This window comes from Streptomyces sp. NPDC002787 (assembly GCF_053592095.1).
Genome location: NZ_JBSFVC010000022.1, coordinates 1 through 16,359 on the forward strand (window position 1 = coordinate 1; position 16,359 = coordinate 16,359).

The following is a 16,359-nucleotide window of genomic DNA, read 5'->3' on the forward strand; positions in this document are numbered from 1 at the left end:
GTCGTGCGTCGGCTGCGGGTGCCTGGGGGCTGGTCGCGCAGTTCCCCGCGCCCCTGAAAAGCAGGGGCTGCGCCCCTTGCTTTTCGGCCCGGGGCCCCTTCGCGTTTCAGGCCCCGCGGAGCCTGGTCTTTCCGGGACGCGGGGAACTGCGCGAGAAGCCCCACCGGACCCGCAGCCGACGGCCGACCGAACAAAAGGGGCCCCTCCGCACGGAGGGACCCCTTTGATGCTGAGCGGTGCCGCAGGCCTACCGCAGCCGCGCCATCAGCGCGTGCTCGACCAGGGTGATCAGCGCCGACTTCGCATCGGCCCGGTGCCGCGCGTCCGTCGTGATGATCGGGGTGTCCGGACCGATCTGCAGAGCCTCCCGGACCTCGTCCGGGTTGTACGGCTGCTGGCCGTCGAAGCCGTTCAGCGCGATCACGAACGGCAGGCCGCTGTTCTCGAAGTAGTCGACGGCCGGGAAGCAGTCGGCCAGACGACGCGTGTCGACGAGGACGATCGCGCCGATGGCGCCGCGGACCAGGTCGTCCCACATGAACCAGAAGCGGTCCTGACCGGGGGTGCCGAACAGGTACAGGATGAGGTCCTGGTCGAGGGTGATGCGGCCGAAGTCCATGGCGACCGTGGTGGTCGTCTTGTCCCCGGTGTGGGTGAGGTCGTCGATGCCCGCCGACGCGGACGTCATGACGGCCTCGGTACGCAGCGGGTTGATCTCCGAGACGGCCCCGACGAACGTGGTCTTGCCCACGCCGAAGCCGCCAGCCACCACGATCTTCGCGGACGTGGTGGAGCGGGAAGGCCCTCCGCTAGAGCTTGCGAAGTCCACTGAGCACCCTTTCGAGCAGTGTCACGTCTGGCTGGCCGCCGGCGCTCTCGTCGCCGCCGGGCTGATGGATGGCGACCAGGCCCGCCTCCGCCAAGTCGGCGACGAGGATCCTGGCCACGCCGAGGGGGATGGTCAGGAGCGCCGAGATTTCGGCGACCGACTTGATCTCTCGGCAGAGGTTGCAGATCCGCTGATGCTCGGGCAACTGGCCCTGCATCTGGTGCGGCTGCGCGGTGGTGTGCACCAGTGCCTCGATGGCGAGCTGGTAGCGCGGCCTGGTGCGGCCGCCCGTCATGGCGTACGGGCGCACCAGGGGGTTGCTCGCCGCCCCGGCGGGCGACGGCTCAGGGGTGCGGCGCTGCGGCTGCACGGGCTGGATGCGCGGCGCCGGCGGCTGGTCGTACGGCGAAGGGCCGGGGCCCTGCGGTGCGTACGGCTGCTGGCGGCTCGGTGCGGAGGGGAAGTTGTACCGGTTCTGGTCACCCTGGCCCGGCCCCTGGCCAGGGTAGGACCAGTTGCCCGACGATGAACCGCCTGGGGGTGTTGCCACGTTCTCTCCTCCTCCGACTGTGCTGGCATCCATGGCTCATTGGAAGCCGCGTCCCGAAACCTTACGGCCCCGGGACGCCAAAACGCACCGTCTGACTGTTAGTTGAGCAGGCTGCCCTGGAGCTCCGCACGAAGATCGGGCGTCAGGACGGTACCGGCACGGTCGACCAGAAGGGCCATCTCGTACCCGATGAGGCCGATGTCGGCTTCCGGATGTGCGAGAACGGCGAGCGAGGAACCGTCGGAAATGGACATGATGAAGAGGAATCCCCGCTCCATCTCCACAACCGTCTGATTGACGCTGCCACCTTCGAAGATGCGGGAGGCACCCGCTGTCAGAGAGGTCAGACCCGACGCGACGGCCGCCAGCTGGTCGGCTCGGTCACGCGGGAACCCTTCGGACATCGCCAGAAGGAGTCCGTCGGCGGAGACCACCACCGTGTGCGACACCCCTGGGGTGTTGTCCACGAAGTTGGTGATCAACCAGTTCAGGTTCTGCGCCGCCTGGCTCATCGGGCTCACACTAACGCTCCTGGTTGTAGGTGCTGTCAGGACCGAAGCCCTGGCCGTTCGTTTCACTGCCTGCGTTGCGCCCACGCTGGACACCCCGGCGCAGGTTGCTCAGCCTGCCCCGGACGTCCTCGGGAGCGCGGGAGATCTGTGGACCTCCCTGCGGGGTCGTCGTGGCGGCTCCCTCGACCAGGTTGGCCTTGGGCACCCGCCGCGGCAGACCGGAGGAGGTGACCCCGCCTGCCTTGGGCTTCTTCAGCTGGGAGGCCTGCTGCCAGCGCTCGTCGTTGGCCGAGCGCCAGTCGCCGTTCGGTCCCCCGGCCTTCGGCTGGTCCTGGGCCACATCCTGTCGTCCGTTCACGGCGCCCGCGCTCGTGCCGCCCGCGCTCGCGGTGGAGCCGCGGCGGGGGAGGCCGGCGTCGGTCAGCGCGTGGCCGGCGGAAGGAGTGGATCCCGGACGGTCGAAGCCTACGCGGTCCGGCTCCTCCACGTCAGCGGCCTGCGCAGATTCCGGTTCCGGAGCGTACTCGGAGCGGTACGAGCTCTGGTAGTCCTGCTGCTGCGGCCAGTCGTCCTGATAGGACGGCTCTTCGAAGCCCGAGTACGTCTCCGGGGCGTTCGCGGCGGCCGCCGCGTGCTCTTCCTGGACGGGCTCCGCATAGGAGGGCTCGGGGTAACCACCGGTAGCGGTGAACGAGTCGTTCCCGCTCGGCAGATGCCCGTTGCCGTTCGCCACGCCGCCCGGCGAGCCGAAGTACGTCTCGTCGTACGACGGCTGCCGCGGCTCCTCGTACGCCGTCTGCTGGTCGAACGACCGCTGCGGGTCCACGTAGGCCGTCGCGCCGTTGTCGTAGGACGGCTCGGGGGCCTGGAAGTCGTCGCCGTAGCGCGGCGTCTCACCGGCGGGCAGCTGCGGGTTCTGGTGCGTCTGGGCCTCCAGGGCCGCGCGACGCTCCTCGCGCATCAGGGAACGGCCGACGGGGTCCAGATCGCGGATGTCGTCCGGGACCTCGTAGCGGCTGTCGTCGAAGCCCAGCTCGGCGGCGGTCCGCATCGGGGCGATGTCCGGCTGCTGGAACGCGTGCTGCTGCTCCGGGATGATCTGCGAGACGGTGAACTGGTCGGCCTGCGGCTGCTGCTCGCCACCGCCACCATGGGTGATGACGTCCGGGAGCATGACCAGCGAGGTCGTACCGGCCTGCTCACCCGAGGGGCGCAGCTGGACGCGGATGCCGTGCCGGTCGGACAGCCGGCCGACCACGAAGAGGCCCATGCGCTGCGAGATCGCGGCGTCCACGGTCGGCGGGTTGGCCAGCTTGTGGTTGATGTCCGCGAAGTCCTCGGCGGTGAGGCCGATGCCCTTGTCGTGGATCTCGATCATCACGCGGCCGTCGGGGAGACGGGTCGCGGTGACGCGGACCTTGGTCTGCGGGGAGGAGAACGTGGTGGCGTTCTCCAGGAGCTCGGCGAGCAGGTGCACGAGGTCGGTCACCGAGCGGCCGTGGATCTCGGCCTCCGGGACGCCGGAGAGCTCGATGCGCTCGTACTGCTCCACCTCGGAGGAAGCGGCGCGCAGCACGTCGATCAGCGGGACCGGCTGGTCCCAGCGGCGGCCGGGCTCCTCGCCGGCGAGGACGAGGAGGTTCTCGCCGTTGCGGCGCATACGGGTCGCCAGGTGGTCCAGCTTGAAGAGGTTCTCCAGCTGGTCCGGGTCGGCCTCGTTGTTCTCCAGGTCGGTGATCAGGGTCAGCTGGCCCTCGATCAGCGACTGGTTGCGGCGCGAGAGGTTGGTGAAGATCGCGTTGATGTTGCCCCGCAGCAGGGCCTGCTCGGCGGCGAGCCGGACGGCCTCGCGGTGGACCTGGTCGAACGCGCGGGCGACTTCACCGATCTCGTCCGTGGAGTTGATCGGGATCGGCGCCACCCGGGTGTCGACCCGGCCGGGGTCGGTGCGCGAGAGCTGGTCGACCAGCATCGGCAGGCGCTGCTCGGCGATGCCGAAGGCGGCGTTGCGCAGCTGGCGCATCGAGCGGCTCATCTGGCGGGCCATGATCCCGGCGATGATGAACGCGGCGAGCAGGGCGACGATGACGATGGCGCCGTTGATGTAGGCGTCGCGCTGGGCGTCGGAGGCGATCTGGCCGGCCTCGGACACCGCGCGGTTGATCAGTTCGGTCTCGACCTCGCTGTAACCCTCGAACTTCAGGGTGGAGGCCGCCATCCAGTTCTGGTAGGTGACGCCCTGCTTGGCGAGGTCCTCGGGGGAGGCACCGCTGCCGATCGCCTGGATCATCTTCAGCATGGTGTCCGGCGGCGCGACGTAGTCCGGGTCCTTCGCGGCGGCCTCGGCCGCCTGCTTCTTGCCCTCTTCGGTCTTCTGCGCCATGACCGACTCCAGGCGCGCGGCGTCGGCCTCGGTGCCGCCGGAGACGTACTCCTGTACGGCGATGTTCTCCAGGTACGCGTACGAGGTGAACGCGGTGACCTGCTGGCGGAAGACCCTCTCGTCCTCGCTGGGCCGGACCAGCAGGTGGGTGCCGATCGAGCGCTGCAGCGAGGCGGCGCCCTTGGCGAGCGTGACCGCGTAGACCGTACGGCCGTACGCGGTGATGTTGCCGGTACCGAGGCCGAGCTCGTTGGAGAACTCCGCCAGGAGGTGCTCGACGGTGACGTAGCCCTCTTCGGTCTGTACCGGGTCGGCTGCCCGGGTAAAGGCGGTCTGCCGGAGTTTCTCCAGCGACGGCTCGGCCTCCTCCACCAGACGCAGCCGGCGCTCCAGGCCCTGCCCGGCGGGCATCCCGACGACCTCCGCGTGGAAGGCGTCGGCCTTCTCGTCGGTGAAGGCGCGGGCGTCCTTGACGACCTCGCTGTCCCGGTCGCCGTCCAGCAGCGGCTGGGCGGAGAGGTCACGCTCGTTGAGAAGCGCCTCGGCGTAGACACCGGCGGCGGCCACGATCTTGGCGACCTTCTCGGCCTCCCGTGCCTCCTGCCAGGTGTCGATGGAACCCTTCACCTGGAAGCCGCCCATGACCAGGCCGACCAGCACGGGTATGAGGAGAATCGCGTTCAGGCGGGTGGGTACACGCCAGTTGCGGGGGGAGAGACGACTGCCGCTGGGCGCGGGAGCTGCCGTCGGCTCCGGTCCGGTCACTTGTGCGGGTGCCGCTCCGCGCGACGGCGGGGTGAAGTTGCCCCGCGCCGACGGCTCGGGACCTTTCTTGCTTCGCCTCACTCGACCAACAACCTCTCGGCGCCGGCACCTACGTCGTGCCGCGGGTGACTCCACGCCCTAGTACGTCTTTGACTAATGGGCAGTTCAGGCATTCCAGCACGTCACGCTGAGGACTTCCAAACACTGGGAGGCAACGATTCCGCGTGATGTAAGTCCCAGATAAAACGGTCATAAAGAGCGAGCCCCGGCAAAAAGCGGGGCCATCGTGAGCGCAGCGGTACCGATCGACCGCGACGCGTGGTCGTACCACCCTATTTCTCTGTCGAAACGTTATGAACACCGAGGCCGACCGTGTCAAAGGACACAGCCGGCTTCGGTGTAACTACGACAACTGCCGTATGACGTTGTGGACTTGAGTCCTGTTTTGGGTCCAGGTGAGGTACTTCGGACCCCTGTGGCCTACCGCAGGCGGGCCATCAGCGCGTGTTCGACCAGGGTGATGAGGGCCGACTTGGCGTCCGCGCGGTGGCGGGCGTCGGTCGTGATGATCGGGGTGTCGGGCCCGATCTGCAGTGCCTCGCGCACCTCGTCGGGAGTGTAGGGCTGGTGACCGTCGAAGCCGTTGAGGGCGATGACGAAGGGGAGCCCGCTGTTCTCGAAGTAGTCGACCGCGGGGAAGCAGTCGGCGAGCCGGCGGGTGTCCACCAGGACCACCGCGCCGATGGCGCCGCGGACCAGGTCGTCCCACATGAACCAGAAGCGGTCCTGACCCGGCGTACCGAAGAGGTACAGGATGAGGTCCTGGTCGAGGGTGATGCGGCCGAAGTCCATGGCGACCGTGGTGGTCGTCTTGTCCCCGGTGTGGGTGAGGTCGTCGATGCCCGCCGACGCGGACGTCATGACGGCCTCGGTACGCAGCGGGTTGATCTCCGAGACGGCCCCGACGAACGTGGTCTTGCCCACGCCGAAGCCACCCGCCACCACGATCTTCGCCGAGGTGGTGGCCCGCCCCGCTTCAGAGCTTCCGAAGTCCACTGAGCACCCTTTCCAGCAGAGTCACGTCCGGGGCGCCACCGGCGTTCTCGTCGCCACCGGGCTGGTGGATCGCGACGAGTCCGGCCTCGGCGAGGTCCGCGACAAGGATCCGGGCCACACCGAGCGGCATGGACAGCAGGGCCGACACCTCGGCCACCGACTTCACCTCGCGGCACAGGTGGCAGATCCGCTGGTGCTCGGGGAGCAGCCCCATCAGGTGCGCGGGGTCTGCCGTCGTGCTGATCAGCGCCTCGAGGGCGAGCTGGTAACGCGGCCGCGTCCGGCCACCGGTCATGGCGTACGGCCGAACCAGCGGCTGGTCGCCCTCGTCTCCGTACGGCTCTGCGTACGGATCGTGAGGAGCGGTGGGCGGGGTCATTGATCCTCCGAGCGGGACAGCAAGTCGGTCAGTCGTGCCGTCTGACGGGGGCCGGTGGGGGGACTGTGGCGGCCGGACGGTGATTTGGTGAGTTCGGTGGAGCCGCAGGCGTCAGTGGAGCAGACTGCCTTGGAGTTCGGCGCGCAGGTCGGGCGTGAGCACGGCGCCCGCGCGGTCGACGAGCAGCGCCATCTCGTAACCGACGAGGCCGATGTCGCACTCGGGGTGGGCGAGGACGGCCAGGGACGATCCGTCGGAGACGGACATCAGGAACAGAAAACCGCGTTCCATCTCGACCACCGTCTGGGCCACGTCCCCGCCCTCGAAGATCCGGGACGCCCCGGCCGTGAGTGACGTGAGCCCGGAGGCGACGGCGGCGAGCTGGTCGGCACGGTCGCGCGGGAAACCTTCCGACATCGCCAGAAGAAGACCGTCGGCGGACACGACGACGGTGTGGGACACCCCGGGGGTGTTGTCCACGAAGTTGGTGATCAACCAGTTGAGGTTCTGTGCCGCCTGGCTCATCTGGCTCAACTAACGCTCCTGCTGGTGAGTGGGGCTCGGGAAGCTGCCGGTCTGGCCGGTACCGGCCTGTCGACCCTGCGCGATGCCCCGACGGAGATTGGTCAGCCGGCCGCGAACGTCGTCAGGCGTACGCGAGACCTGCGGACCGGTTTGGTGCTGTTGCTGCTGAGCCGTGCCCGGCACGAGGTTCGCGCGCGGGACCCGACGCGGGAGGCCGGAGGTGGTGACCCCGCCCGCCGACGGCTGACGGACACGCTCGGCCTGGCGGACCAGGTCGTCGTTGGGAGTGCTGCGCCAGGTGGGGGAAGCGGGCGCGGCGGGGGGCGCCGGACGCTGGGGAGCGGCCGGGGCCTGGTGGGCGGGCGGCTGCTGCGGCGCGGGAACGTTGCCCGGCTGCTGCGGCTGCTGGTCGTTCTGCCCGTTCTGACCGCCCTGACCGTGGAACCAGTTGGTCTCCAGCGTGTCGTACAGCGGCGTACGGCCGTCCATCGGCCCCGTGGCAGGCGGCAGCGCCTCCGGCTCCTGCGGGCGCGCGGGGCGCTGCGGGGGCACGGGCGGACGCTGCGGCGGCATCGGGGGACGCGGGGCGCCGTAGCTCTCACCGTTGTCCTGCGGACGCTCGAACTGGCCGGTGTCCTGCGGACGCTCGAACTGGCCGGTGTCCTGCGGACGCTCGAACTGGCCGGTGTCCTGCGGGTTCTGGCGCCCCGGTGCGTCGAAGCGCCCGGTGCCCCGGCCGTTCTGGCCGGACGTGCCGAACTGGCCGGTGTCCTGCGGGTTCTGTCGGCCGTTGGCCCCGAACTGGTCGGTGTGCCGCGGGTTCTGCCGGCCCGGCGCCGGGAACTGGCCCGTACCGGAGCCGTCGTAGCCCTGCGTGGCGAACTGGCCGGTGGACGAGGGGTCCTGCGAGCCGCCCCGGGCCGGACCGGTGGGCGCCGGCGGAGCACCGGCCCCGCCGTACACGTCGGAGCGGATGAAGGAACCGGTGCCGTTCTGCGGGGCACCCGCGCCGGGGCGCCGGCTGTCGAAGTCGGCATGCGGGGAAGGCGGGAAGTCCGTGGGCGAGCCCGGACCCTGGCCGGGGTCGATGCGCGGCATCGGCGCGGTGACGTCCGGCTGCTCCTCGTGGCCGCGCGGGGCGTCCAGCGAGGCGCGCGGCACCGGCGGCTGCGCGTTGTCGTCGCTCCAGCTCGGCGTCCGCGGCGGGGTGTTGCCCCCGGGCAGCTCGGCGCGCGGACCACCGCGGCCGGGCAGCTGCGGACGGCGCCTGCCGGAACGTTCCTTGCCCTGCTTCGGCGGCACGGGACCCAGGCCGTTGTCGGCCCCGCCCGGCCGGCCCGCACCCGCGTCACCCGGGCCACCGGCCGGGCGCAGACCCGGACCGCCGCCCGGGAAGCCGCCCTGGCGCCCGGAGTCGTCGAAGCTCTCGAAGTGGTGCCCACCGGTCCCGGCGGCCTGCAGCCCCTGCGGGGCACCCGGCGCCTGACCGCCGCCGAACCCTCCGGCACCGGCGCCCGCCGGAGCCGGCCGGCCGCCCTGCCCAGGCGCCGGCGGACCACCCTGGGGCCCACGCGGACCACCGGGGTTGCCGAGACCGCCCGGACCACTGGGGTTGCCGGGCAGCGCGGCCCGCGGACCCTGGCCCGCGCCGACCTGCCCACGCTGCGGAGGACCACCGAGCAGACCGCCACCGGCGGAGGGGCCACCACCGAGCGGCGGGCCCGACTGGTTGCCGGCCTGGCGACGCGCGGCGGCGGCACCGGCCGCGGCCTGCGCGGCGGCCGGACCACCGGTGGAGGGAGCGCCCTGGCCGGGCTTGCCCGGGGTGGGCTTCTTGTTGCCCTGCGCCACGTCCACGGGGAGCATGACGAGCGCGGTCGTACCGCCCGAGTCGGACGGACGCAGCTGGATACGGATGCCGTGGCGCTGCGACAGCCGGCCGACCACGAACAGACCCATGCGGCGGGAGACCGAGACGTCCACGGTGGGCGGCGAGGCGAGCCGCTCGTTGATCGCGGCGAGGTCCTCGGGGGAGAGGCCGATACCGGTGTCGTGGATCTCGATCAGCACCCGGCCGTCGGGCAGCGCGTGACCGGTGACCTTGACCTTGGTCTGCGGGGAGGAGAAAGAGGTCGCGTTCTCCAGCAGCTCGGCGAGCAGGTGCACGAGGTCGTTGACCACGCGACCGGCGACCTCGGTCGTCGGCACGGAGGCGAGTTCGATGCGCTCGTACTGCTCCACCTCGGACGCGGCGGCGCGGAGCACGTCGACCAGCGGGACCGGGCGGGTCCAGCGGCGGCCGGGCTCTTCACCGGCGAGAACGAGGAGGTTCTCACCGTTACGGCGCATGCGGGTGGCGAGGTGGTCGAGCTTGAAGAGGGAGGACAGCTGGTCCGGGTCGGCCTCGCGGGACTCCAGTTCGGAGATGAGCGACAGCTGACGCTGGATGAGGCCCTGGGAGCGGCGCGAGAGGTTGGTGAACATCGCGTTGACGTTGCCCCGGAGGAGGGCCTGCTCGGCGGCGAGGCGGACGGCCTCGCGGTGCACGTCGTCGAAGGCCGCGGCCACCTGGCCGATCTCGTCCCGGGAGTGCACACCGACGGACTCGACGGAGGTGTCGACGTCCTGCGGGTCCGACTCGGACAGCTGCTTGACCAGCTCGGGCAGCCGGTCCTGGGCGACCTTGGTCGCCGTGTCCTGCAGCCGCCGCAGCGAGCGGATCATGGACCGGGCCACGACGAACGCGCCGACCAGGGAGACACCGAGGACGAGCAGGATCAGCGCACCGGAGAAGATCGCCTCCTGCTCGGAGTCGGCCCGGAGGTTACGAGCGGTCTGCTCCATCTCCTCCAGGAGAGACCCCTCGATCTTCTTCATCTGCTCGATCTTGGCAGACGAGTCGTCGGTCCAGTCCTTGTACGAGCGCCTGTCCTGCCCGCCCAGACCGCCCGCGCTGCCGAGCACCCGGTCCGCGTAGACGTCGGCGGCCTCGATGGTCGGGCTCGCGTCGTCGATCGGCTTGGTCAGCTCCTCGGCGCCCGAGCCGTAGATGTCGGAGAAGGTGCTGCGGTCGGACTGCTCGTTGGCCAGGGCCGAGTTGGCGTACAGCCGGTCGTTCTCGGAGAGCTTGCCGGCGCTGGCGTCGGTCGGGGGCAGGGCCGCCGCGATGACCGCGCGCTGGATGGAGGCGTACTCCTTGGCGGACGAGAACGCCGCCAGGGCACGGGTCCGCTTGATCATGTCCGGGTTGCTGGTGGCCTCGGCCATGTCCGTGGAGAGGTCCAGCAACTGGTCGATCAGGCGGTGGTAGGCCTCGACGGTCTGCGTGGAGTTCTTGGGGTCCGCGTAGGCGTTCTTGCGGATGCTGCTGAGGTTGTACAGCTCACGCACGACCCGGACGAGACTGTCGCGGACACCGGGCAGCTTGTCGGTGGTGTTCGCGGTCTCGGCGGCCTGGGTCGCGTCGGTGAACTGGACGCGGGCCTGGTCCGTCTTCTCGCGGGTGCCCTTGACCGTGTAGTCGCCGACGCCCAGCCCGTGCGCGAGGGGACCGGCGGACAGGTCCCGCTCCTGCTGGAGCGCGGCGGCGAGCTCGGTCGCCTGCTTGGTCATGTCCGTCAGCAGCCGCATGTTCTCGAGCTGCTGGATGTCGTCCACGTTGTCGCCGATGCGCAGGGCGCCGAGCGAGGTCGCCGCCACCACGGGGAGCGCGAGCAGCGACACGAGACGGGTCGAGATGCGCCAGTTGCGCAGGGCTATTCGGGAGCCGGCGCCTCCGGCACCGGCCTTGCTGCCGCCCTTGGGCTTCCCGGGCGGCGCGGAAGGAACTGACGCGCCGGGGCGCCCGGAGCGCTCACCGCCGTCGCCGATCTCAGCCGGACCCGGGTTCTGGGCGTGCTGGGGGGAGGAACCGTTACCGGCTCCGTTGTGTGGCTCCGGCTCCGCCGAAGCGCTGCCATCCCTCTTGAAACGTCCCTGCACTAGCGTCGCAACCTCTGGACCAGGCGCCCCACCGCGTGAACGGCGGGACGGTGTCGGCGTCTTCGGGGACGCCCTGAATTCGTCCCCATTGGTGGTCGTGAGTGACCGGCGCTGGCTCCCCCTTCCACCGCCGCCAGGCGCTGCTCTGCGCCTCTGCGCGCCGGCACGATCCTGCGGCGGTCCGTGGAATTCCAGCACAGTGCCGGATCTCCAACAAGGCCAATGGGTAACGGTCTGTTCACTGTGACAGCATGTGAGTGAGGCGTCACCGGGCGTGGAAGGGGTTTCTGTTTATACCGGGCATATCCGGGTGAACCGCTGGTGTGAGCAGGGTGTCCCAGTCGCCATGATCAGGAGCGGAATGCGGGCTTCAGGTAACTAATGTCCGTTTCGCAAGGGCGAGTTGATGGCCTGGATTGCCCGTTTTGCCCATGACTGAGTGAGCAAACTCACACGCCGATCATGCCTTCTTCACGACTTGACCCGGGAATCGGATGTTTAGCCTGACGCTTTACAGGGATGGCGAATCCGACAACCCGCGCTTGTGGGACGGCCCTTGCGGCCCTCCCGGCGCCCGTACACGACGAGGTCTTGGACAACAGTGAAGACGACGACGATGTTCCGCACGATAGCCAACCCCCGGCGCACGACGCTGGCCCACCTCGCCGACGCCGAGGATCTGCGCACGCCGGAGCAGGAGCACTCCGTCGACCTCCCCTCCCAGACCGCCAACCCCCGCCGGACGATCCTGGAGACGGTCCCGGTCCGGGCGGCGGAGTAGTTGCAGGCTCAAGTACGTACGGAATCCGTCAACCGCTCAAGTCGGTTCCTGTGAAGAAACGGCGGATTCCTGCGAGGGTGACGCGGAAGGGCGCCCGGCACGAGCCGGGCGCCCTTCCGCATGCGCGCCGTATTAATGCGCAGGCGGGCACCCATTGCCGCGTTAGCCTGGACCGTCAGACTCCAGCCAGCTCAGTTAAGGGGCGCAAGCATCCCGTGCGCATCGCCAGGTTCTCCATCGACGGGAACGTAGCCTTCGGCGCGGTCGAGGGCGACAAGCCGGACGAGCTCGTCCTCGACATCATCAAGGGCATTCCGTTCGCGGACTTCGAGCTCTCCGGTACGAAGGTCCCGGTCAGCAAGGTCAGGCTGCTGCCGCCGGTGCTCCCCAACAAGGTCGTCGCCTTCGGCCGCAACTACGCCGAACACGCCCGCGAGCTGGGCAACGAGGTCCCCGACGCCCCGTTCGCCTTCTTCAAGCCGGCCACCTCGGTGATCGGCCCCGGCGACGAGATCCAGTACCCGTCCTTCACCGAGGACCTCCACCACGAGGCCGAACTGGCCGTCGTCATCGGCCGTATGTGCCGCGAGGTCCCGCGCGCCCGCGTCAAGGACGTGATCTTCGGCTACACCTGTGCCAACGACATCACCGCCCGTGACGTCCAGAAGCGCGAGAAGCAGTGGGCCCGGGCCAAGGGCTTCGACACCTCCTGCCCGCTGGGCCCCTGGGTGGAGACCGACCTCGACCCGAGCGACCTGACCATCCAGCTCACCGTCAACGGCGCGCAGCGACAGCTCGGGCGTACGAGCGAGATGATCCACTCCATCGAGGACCTGATCGTCAACATCACCGAGGCCATGACCCTGCTCCCCGGCGACGTCATCCTCACGGGCACCCCGGCGGGGGTCGGCCCCCTCAACGTCGGCGACGAGGTCGCCGTCACCATCGAAGGCATCGGCACTCTCACCAACAAGGTGATCAAGCGTGGCTAACGGCTCCGTCCGCGTACGTTTCTGTCCGTCCCCGACCGGCAACCCCCATGTGGGCCTGGTCCGCACGGCCCTGTTCAACTGGGCGTTCGCCCGCCACACCGGCGGCACGTTCGTCTTCCGCATCGAGGACACCGACGCGGCCCGCGACTCCGAGGAGTCCTACGAGCAGCTCCTGGACTCCCTGCGCTGGCTGGGCTTCACCTGGGACGAGGGACCCGAGGTCGGCGGCCCGCACGCGCCGTACCGCCAGTCGCAGCGCATGGACACGTACAAGGAGATCGCCCGGAAGCTCCAGGACGCCGGCCACGCCTACCACTGCTACTGCACCGCCTCGGAGCTGGAGGAGCGCCGCGACGCCGCCCGCGCTGCCGGCCGACCCTCCGGCTACGACGGCAAGTGCCGCGAGGTCACCCCCGAGCAGAAGGCCCGGTACGAGGCCGAGGGCCGCGAGCCGATCGTCCGCTTCCGGATGCCCGACGAGACGATCACCTTCACGGACCTGGTCCGCGGCGAGCTGACCTTCACCCCGGAGAACGTGCCCGACTACGGCATCGTCCGCGCGAACGGCGCCCCGCTCTACACGCTCGTCAACCCCGTCGACGACGCCCTGATGGAGATCACCCACGTCCTGCGCGGCGAGGACCTCCTCTCCTCGACGCCCCGTCAGTTCGCCCTGTACAAGGCGCTGATGGAGCTGGGCATCGCCAAGGAGGTCCCGTCCTTCGGGCACCTGCCGTACGTGATGGGCGAGGGCAACAAGAAGCTGTCCAAGCGCGACCCGGAGTCGAGCCTGAACCTCTACCGGGAGCGCGGCTTCCTGCCCGAGGGCCTGCTCAACTACCTCTCCCTGCTCGGCTGGTCGCTCTCCGCGGACAAGGACATCTTCACGATCGAGGAGATGGTCGCCGCCTTCGACATCGCGGACGTGAACCCCAACCCGGCCCGCTTCGACCTGAAGAAGGCCGAGGCGATCAACGCCGACCACATCCGCATGCTGGGTGTGAAGGAGTTCACCGACCGCTGCGCCCCCTGGCTGAAGGCCCCCTTCGCCTCCTGGGCGCCGGAGGACTTCGACGAGGCGAAGTGGGAGGCCATCGCCCCGCACGCCCAGACCCGCCTCAAGGTCCTCTCGGAGATCACGGAGAACGTCGACTTCCTGTTCCTGCCGGAGCCGGTGCGGGACGAGGCGAGCTGGACCAAGGGCATGAAGGAGGGCTCCGACGCCCTGCTCCGCACGGCCCGCGAGAAGCTGGAGGCGGCCGACTGGGCCGCGGCCGAGTCCCTGAAGGAAGCCGTCCTGGCCGCTGGTGAGGCCCACGGCCTCAAGCTCGGCAAGGCCCAGGCCCCGGTCCGCGTCGCCGTCACCGGCCGCACGGTCGGCCTGCCCCTCTTCGAGTCCCTGGAGATCCTGGGCAAGGAGAAGACGCTGGCGAGGATCGACGCGGCGCTGGCCAGGCTGGCCGCGTAACGCGCGTGCGCCACGCTCGTACGTGAGGGGCGGCACCCGGAGGACCGGGTGCCGCCCCTTCGTCATCCCCGTCCTCCGGACAGGACGGCCGGCCTGCGGCTACCGTCGGATCATGGACATCAAGGCGGTGCTCTGGGACGTCGACGACACTCTTTTCGACTACACCGCGGCCGACCGGGCCGGAATGCGGGATCACCTCACCGCCGAGGGCCTGCTGCTCGGACACGAGTCCGTCGAGGCGGCCCTGTCCCGCTGGCGCGAGCTCACCAGCCTGCACTGGAGGCGGTACGCGGCGGGCGAGGGGGACTGGGAGTCCACGCGCCGCGACCGGGTACGGGACTTCCACGGTCAGCCCCTGAGCGACGCGGAGGCCGACGCCTGGTTCGAGCGCTACGTCGCCCACTACGAGCGGGCGTGGTCGCTCTTCCCGGACGTCCTGCCCGTCCTGGACGTGCTCGCCGCCAGCCACCGGCACGCGGTGCTGTCCAACTCCAGCCTCCCCGTCCAGGAACGCAAGCTGCGCGCCCTCGGCGTGTGGGACCGCTTCGAGACGGTGCTGTGCGCCGAGCAACTGGGCGTCCACAAGCCGGCCGCCGAGGCGTTCCACGTGGCCTGCGAGGCCCTGGAGCTGCCGCCGCACGAGGTCGCGTACGTCGGCGACCACCCGGAGATCGACGGCCGGGGCGCCGCCGACGCCGGTCTGCTGTCCGTCTGGATCGACCGCGGTGGCCTCTACGCGACCGTCGACCCACCGGTCGGGCCGCACCGGATCGCCACCCTCGCCGAACTCCCCGCGATCCTCGGCTCGGATACCCGTTTTGGAGCGCCGTCCACCTTCGGGTAATGTTCTTTCTGCGCCGCCGGGGAGCGGGCCGAAAGGCCGGAACCGACGGAGCAAGCTAGAACAAGATCCCCTCAGGGGCTTGCGTTCCAGTGGCCTATGGTGTAATTGGCAGCACGACTGATTCTGGTTCAGTTAGTCTTGGTTCGAGTCCAGGTAGGCCAGCTCGCAGAGCTCATCTGCACCAGCGGAGATCATATCCGCGAAGCCCCCGTTGTGTAGCGGCCTAGCACGCTGCCCTCTCAAGGCAGTAGCGCCGGTTCGAATCCGGTCGGGGGTACGGTGATCTGAAGATCGCTAGGGCCCCCGTTGTGTAGCGGCCTAGCACGCCGCCCTCTCAAGGCGGTAGCGCCGGTTCGAATCCGGTCGGGGGTACTGACTGGTCTAAACCACATTGGTCTATGGTGTAATTGGCAGCACGACTGATTCTGGTTCAGTTAGTCTTGGTTCGAGTCCAGGTAGACCAGCTCGGACCTGCGGCGGTGTAGTACTAAACGCCTGCAGGCTCCACGCCCCCGTTGTGTAGCGGCCTAGCACGCCGCCCTCTCAAGGCGGTAGCGCCGGTTCGAATCCGGTCGGGGGTACGTTTCATGAAGGCCCTCCACTTCGATGGGGGGCCTTCGTCGTGCGTTCCGGCTGCATGGGTTCCGGCTACTCGATGCCGTACCGCCGCGCCGACTCCTCCTCCTGGGCCAGTCGGTGCAGGGCGCGCAGGACCGGCTCGAAGAGCACCGTGGCCGCGACCGCCGTCTCCACCATCTCCGCGTCCGACTCGTGGGCCTCCATGCGGTCAAGGTCCCGCGCCGCCGCCTGGTGCATCAACTCCGCGTACGGGGCCATCAGTTCGGCGTCGCACGGATAGCCGAGCCGCAGCAGCGTCGCCACCAGCGCCACCAGCGAGCGGTGCACGGGGGACAGGGAGCCGATCTCCCGCGCCGCATCCCAGCCCAGGGTCCGCAGCAGCCGGTCCACCTCCGCCGTCGCGGCGGCCGTGACGGGGTCCTCCGCGTCCGGGTCGGGGGCCTGGGGCAGCGCCCACAGGGCCGCGCCGAGCCGGATCGTACGGCCCAGGGACTCGTCGTCGACGTGCTTCAGCACCTCCCGGGCGTTCGCCACCGGCACCTTCCCCACCTGGATCAACGCGCGCACCAGCCGCAGCCGGCGCAGATGCTCCTCGTCGTACTCCGCCGTCGTCGCGTTGACCTGGCGGCCCGGCTGCAACAGGCCTTCGCGCAGGTAGTACTTGATCGTCGCGGCGGACACCCCGCTCCGGCTGCTCAGTTCGGCCAGTCGCACA

Annotated in this window: 13 protein-coding genes and 5 tRNA genes; 9 read left to right on the forward strand and 9 right to left on the reverse strand. The window is 69.8% G+C overall.

Annotation, left to right across the window (positions count from 1 at the left end; genetic code table 11):
• Positions 1-247: 247 nt before the first annotated feature.
• The 8 genes from ACWD26_RS28290 to ACWD26_RS28325 form a co-directional block, all read right to left on the reverse strand.
• Positions 248-829 carry a GTP-binding protein gene (locus tag ACWD26_RS28290; protein ID WP_009314218.1) on the reverse strand — a complete coding sequence of 194 codons (582 nt, stop codon included), beginning with the start codon at positions 827-829 and terminating at the stop codon, positions 248-250.
• On the reverse strand, positions 810-1,379 hold the full coding sequence (locus ACWD26_RS28295) for a DUF742 domain-containing protein (RefSeq protein ID WP_451274773.1): 570 nt from the start codon (positions 1,377-1,379) through the stop codon (positions 810-812). The genes ACWD26_RS28290 and ACWD26_RS28295 overlap by 20 nt, the downstream gene beginning before the upstream one ends.
• Before the next feature lie 98 nt (positions 1,380-1,477).
• Complete coding sequence (locus tag ACWD26_RS28300; protein WP_004983065.1) at positions 1,478-1,891, reverse strand: roadblock/LC7 domain-containing protein; 414 nt, start codon at positions 1,889-1,891, stop codon at positions 1,478-1,480.
• Positions 1,892-1,901: 10 nt separating this feature from the next.
• A complete protein-coding gene (locus ACWD26_RS28305; protein ID WP_451274774.1) occupies positions 1,902-5,120 on the reverse strand; it encodes a nitrate- and nitrite sensing domain-containing protein in 3,219 nt (1,072 codons plus the stop codon).
• Positions 5,121-5,519: 399 nt separating this feature from the next.
• Entirely contained in the window at positions 5,520-6,095 is a 576-nt protein-coding gene (locus ACWD26_RS28310) for a GTP-binding protein (RefSeq protein WP_239757449.1), read from the reverse strand.
• A complete protein-coding gene (locus tag ACWD26_RS28315; protein ID WP_086754757.1) occupies positions 6,076-6,474 on the reverse strand; it encodes a DUF742 domain-containing protein in 399 nt (132 codons plus the stop codon). Before ACWD26_RS28315 ends, ACWD26_RS28310 begins: the two co-directional genes overlap by 20 nt.
• A 111-nt stretch (positions 6,475-6,585) precedes the next feature.
• Positions 6,586-6,999, reverse strand: coding sequence for a roadblock/LC7 domain-containing protein (locus ACWD26_RS28320; protein ID WP_005479910.1), 414 nt, complete (start codon positions 6,997-6,999; stop codon positions 6,586-6,588).
• A 9-nt stretch (positions 7,000-7,008) separates the two neighbouring features.
• Positions 7,009-10,980, reverse strand: coding sequence for a nitrate- and nitrite sensing domain-containing protein (locus tag ACWD26_RS28325; RefSeq protein WP_451274775.1), 3,972 nt, complete (start codon positions 10,978-10,980; stop codon positions 7,009-7,011).
• A 601-nt stretch (positions 10,981-11,581) separates the two neighbouring features.
• On the opposite strand from ACWD26_RS28325, the gene ACWD26_RS28330 reads away from it, so the two are divergent.
• From ACWD26_RS28330 to ACWD26_RS28370, 9 genes are all read left to right on the forward strand, one after another.
• Complete coding sequence (locus ACWD26_RS28330; RefSeq protein WP_451274776.1) at positions 11,582-11,761, forward strand: hypothetical protein; 180 nt, start codon at positions 11,582-11,584, stop codon at positions 11,759-11,761.
• A 215-nt stretch (positions 11,762-11,976) separates the two neighbouring features.
• Complete coding sequence (locus ACWD26_RS28335) at positions 11,977-12,753, forward strand: fumarylacetoacetate hydrolase family protein (protein WP_451274777.1); 777 nt, start codon at positions 11,977-11,979, stop codon at positions 12,751-12,753.
• The gene (gltX, locus tag ACWD26_RS28340) at positions 12,746-14,221 is read left to right on the forward strand and encodes a glutamate--tRNA ligase (RefSeq protein WP_451274778.1); all 1,476 of its coding nucleotides are present in this window, start codon (positions 12,746-12,748) and stop codon (positions 14,219-14,221) included. The genes ACWD26_RS28335 and gltX overlap by 8 nt, the downstream gene beginning before the upstream one ends.
• Before the next feature lie 112 nt (positions 14,222-14,333).
• Positions 14,334-15,065, forward strand: coding sequence for an HAD family hydrolase (locus tag ACWD26_RS28345; RefSeq protein ID WP_451274779.1), 732 nt, complete (start codon positions 14,334-14,336; stop codon positions 15,063-15,065).
• A gap of 90 nt (positions 15,066-15,155) precedes the next feature.
• Positions 15,156-15,227 (forward strand) — tRNA-Gln (locus tag ACWD26_RS28350).
• A gap of 42 nt (positions 15,228-15,269) precedes the next feature.
• Positions 15,270-15,342: transfer RNA gene (locus ACWD26_RS28355), tRNA-Glu, on the forward strand.
• Positions 15,343-15,364: 22 nt separating this feature from the next.
• Positions 15,365-15,437, forward strand: a tRNA-Glu gene (locus ACWD26_RS28360).
• Positions 15,438-15,457: 20 nt separating this feature from the next.
• A tRNA-Gln gene (locus ACWD26_RS28365) sits at positions 15,458-15,529 on the forward strand.
• Between the two features lie 44 nt (positions 15,530-15,573).
• A tRNA-Glu gene (locus tag ACWD26_RS28370) sits at positions 15,574-15,646 on the forward strand.
• Positions 15,647-15,713: 67 nt separating this feature from the next.
• On the opposite strand, the gene ACWD26_RS28375 is transcribed toward ACWD26_RS28370, so the two are convergent.
• Positions 15,714-16,358: a MerR family transcriptional regulator gene (locus tag ACWD26_RS28375; RefSeq protein WP_451274780.1), complete on the reverse strand. Its 645-nt coding sequence runs from the start codon at positions 16,356-16,358 to the stop codon at positions 15,714-15,716.
• Position 16,359 lies beyond the last annotated feature (1 nt).

Bases quoted from the DNA above. Each gene is read 5' to 3' on its own strand.
- ACWD26_RS28320 (WP_005479910.1), bottom strand. From the start codon at position 6,999: ATGAGCCAGGCGGCACAGAACCTCAACTGGTTGATCACCAACTTCGTG.
- ACWD26_RS28300 (WP_004983065.1), bottom strand. From the start codon at position 1,891: ATGAGCCAGGCGGCGCAGAACCTGAACTGGTTGATCACCAACTTCGTG.
- ACWD26_RS28345 (WP_451274779.1), top strand. From the start codon at position 14,334: ATGGACATCAAGGCGGTGCTCTGGGACGTCGACGACACTCTTTTCGAC.
- ACWD26_RS28315 (WP_086754757.1), bottom strand. From the start codon at position 6,474: ATGACCCCGCCCACCGCTCCTCACGATCCGTACGCAGAGCCGTACGGA.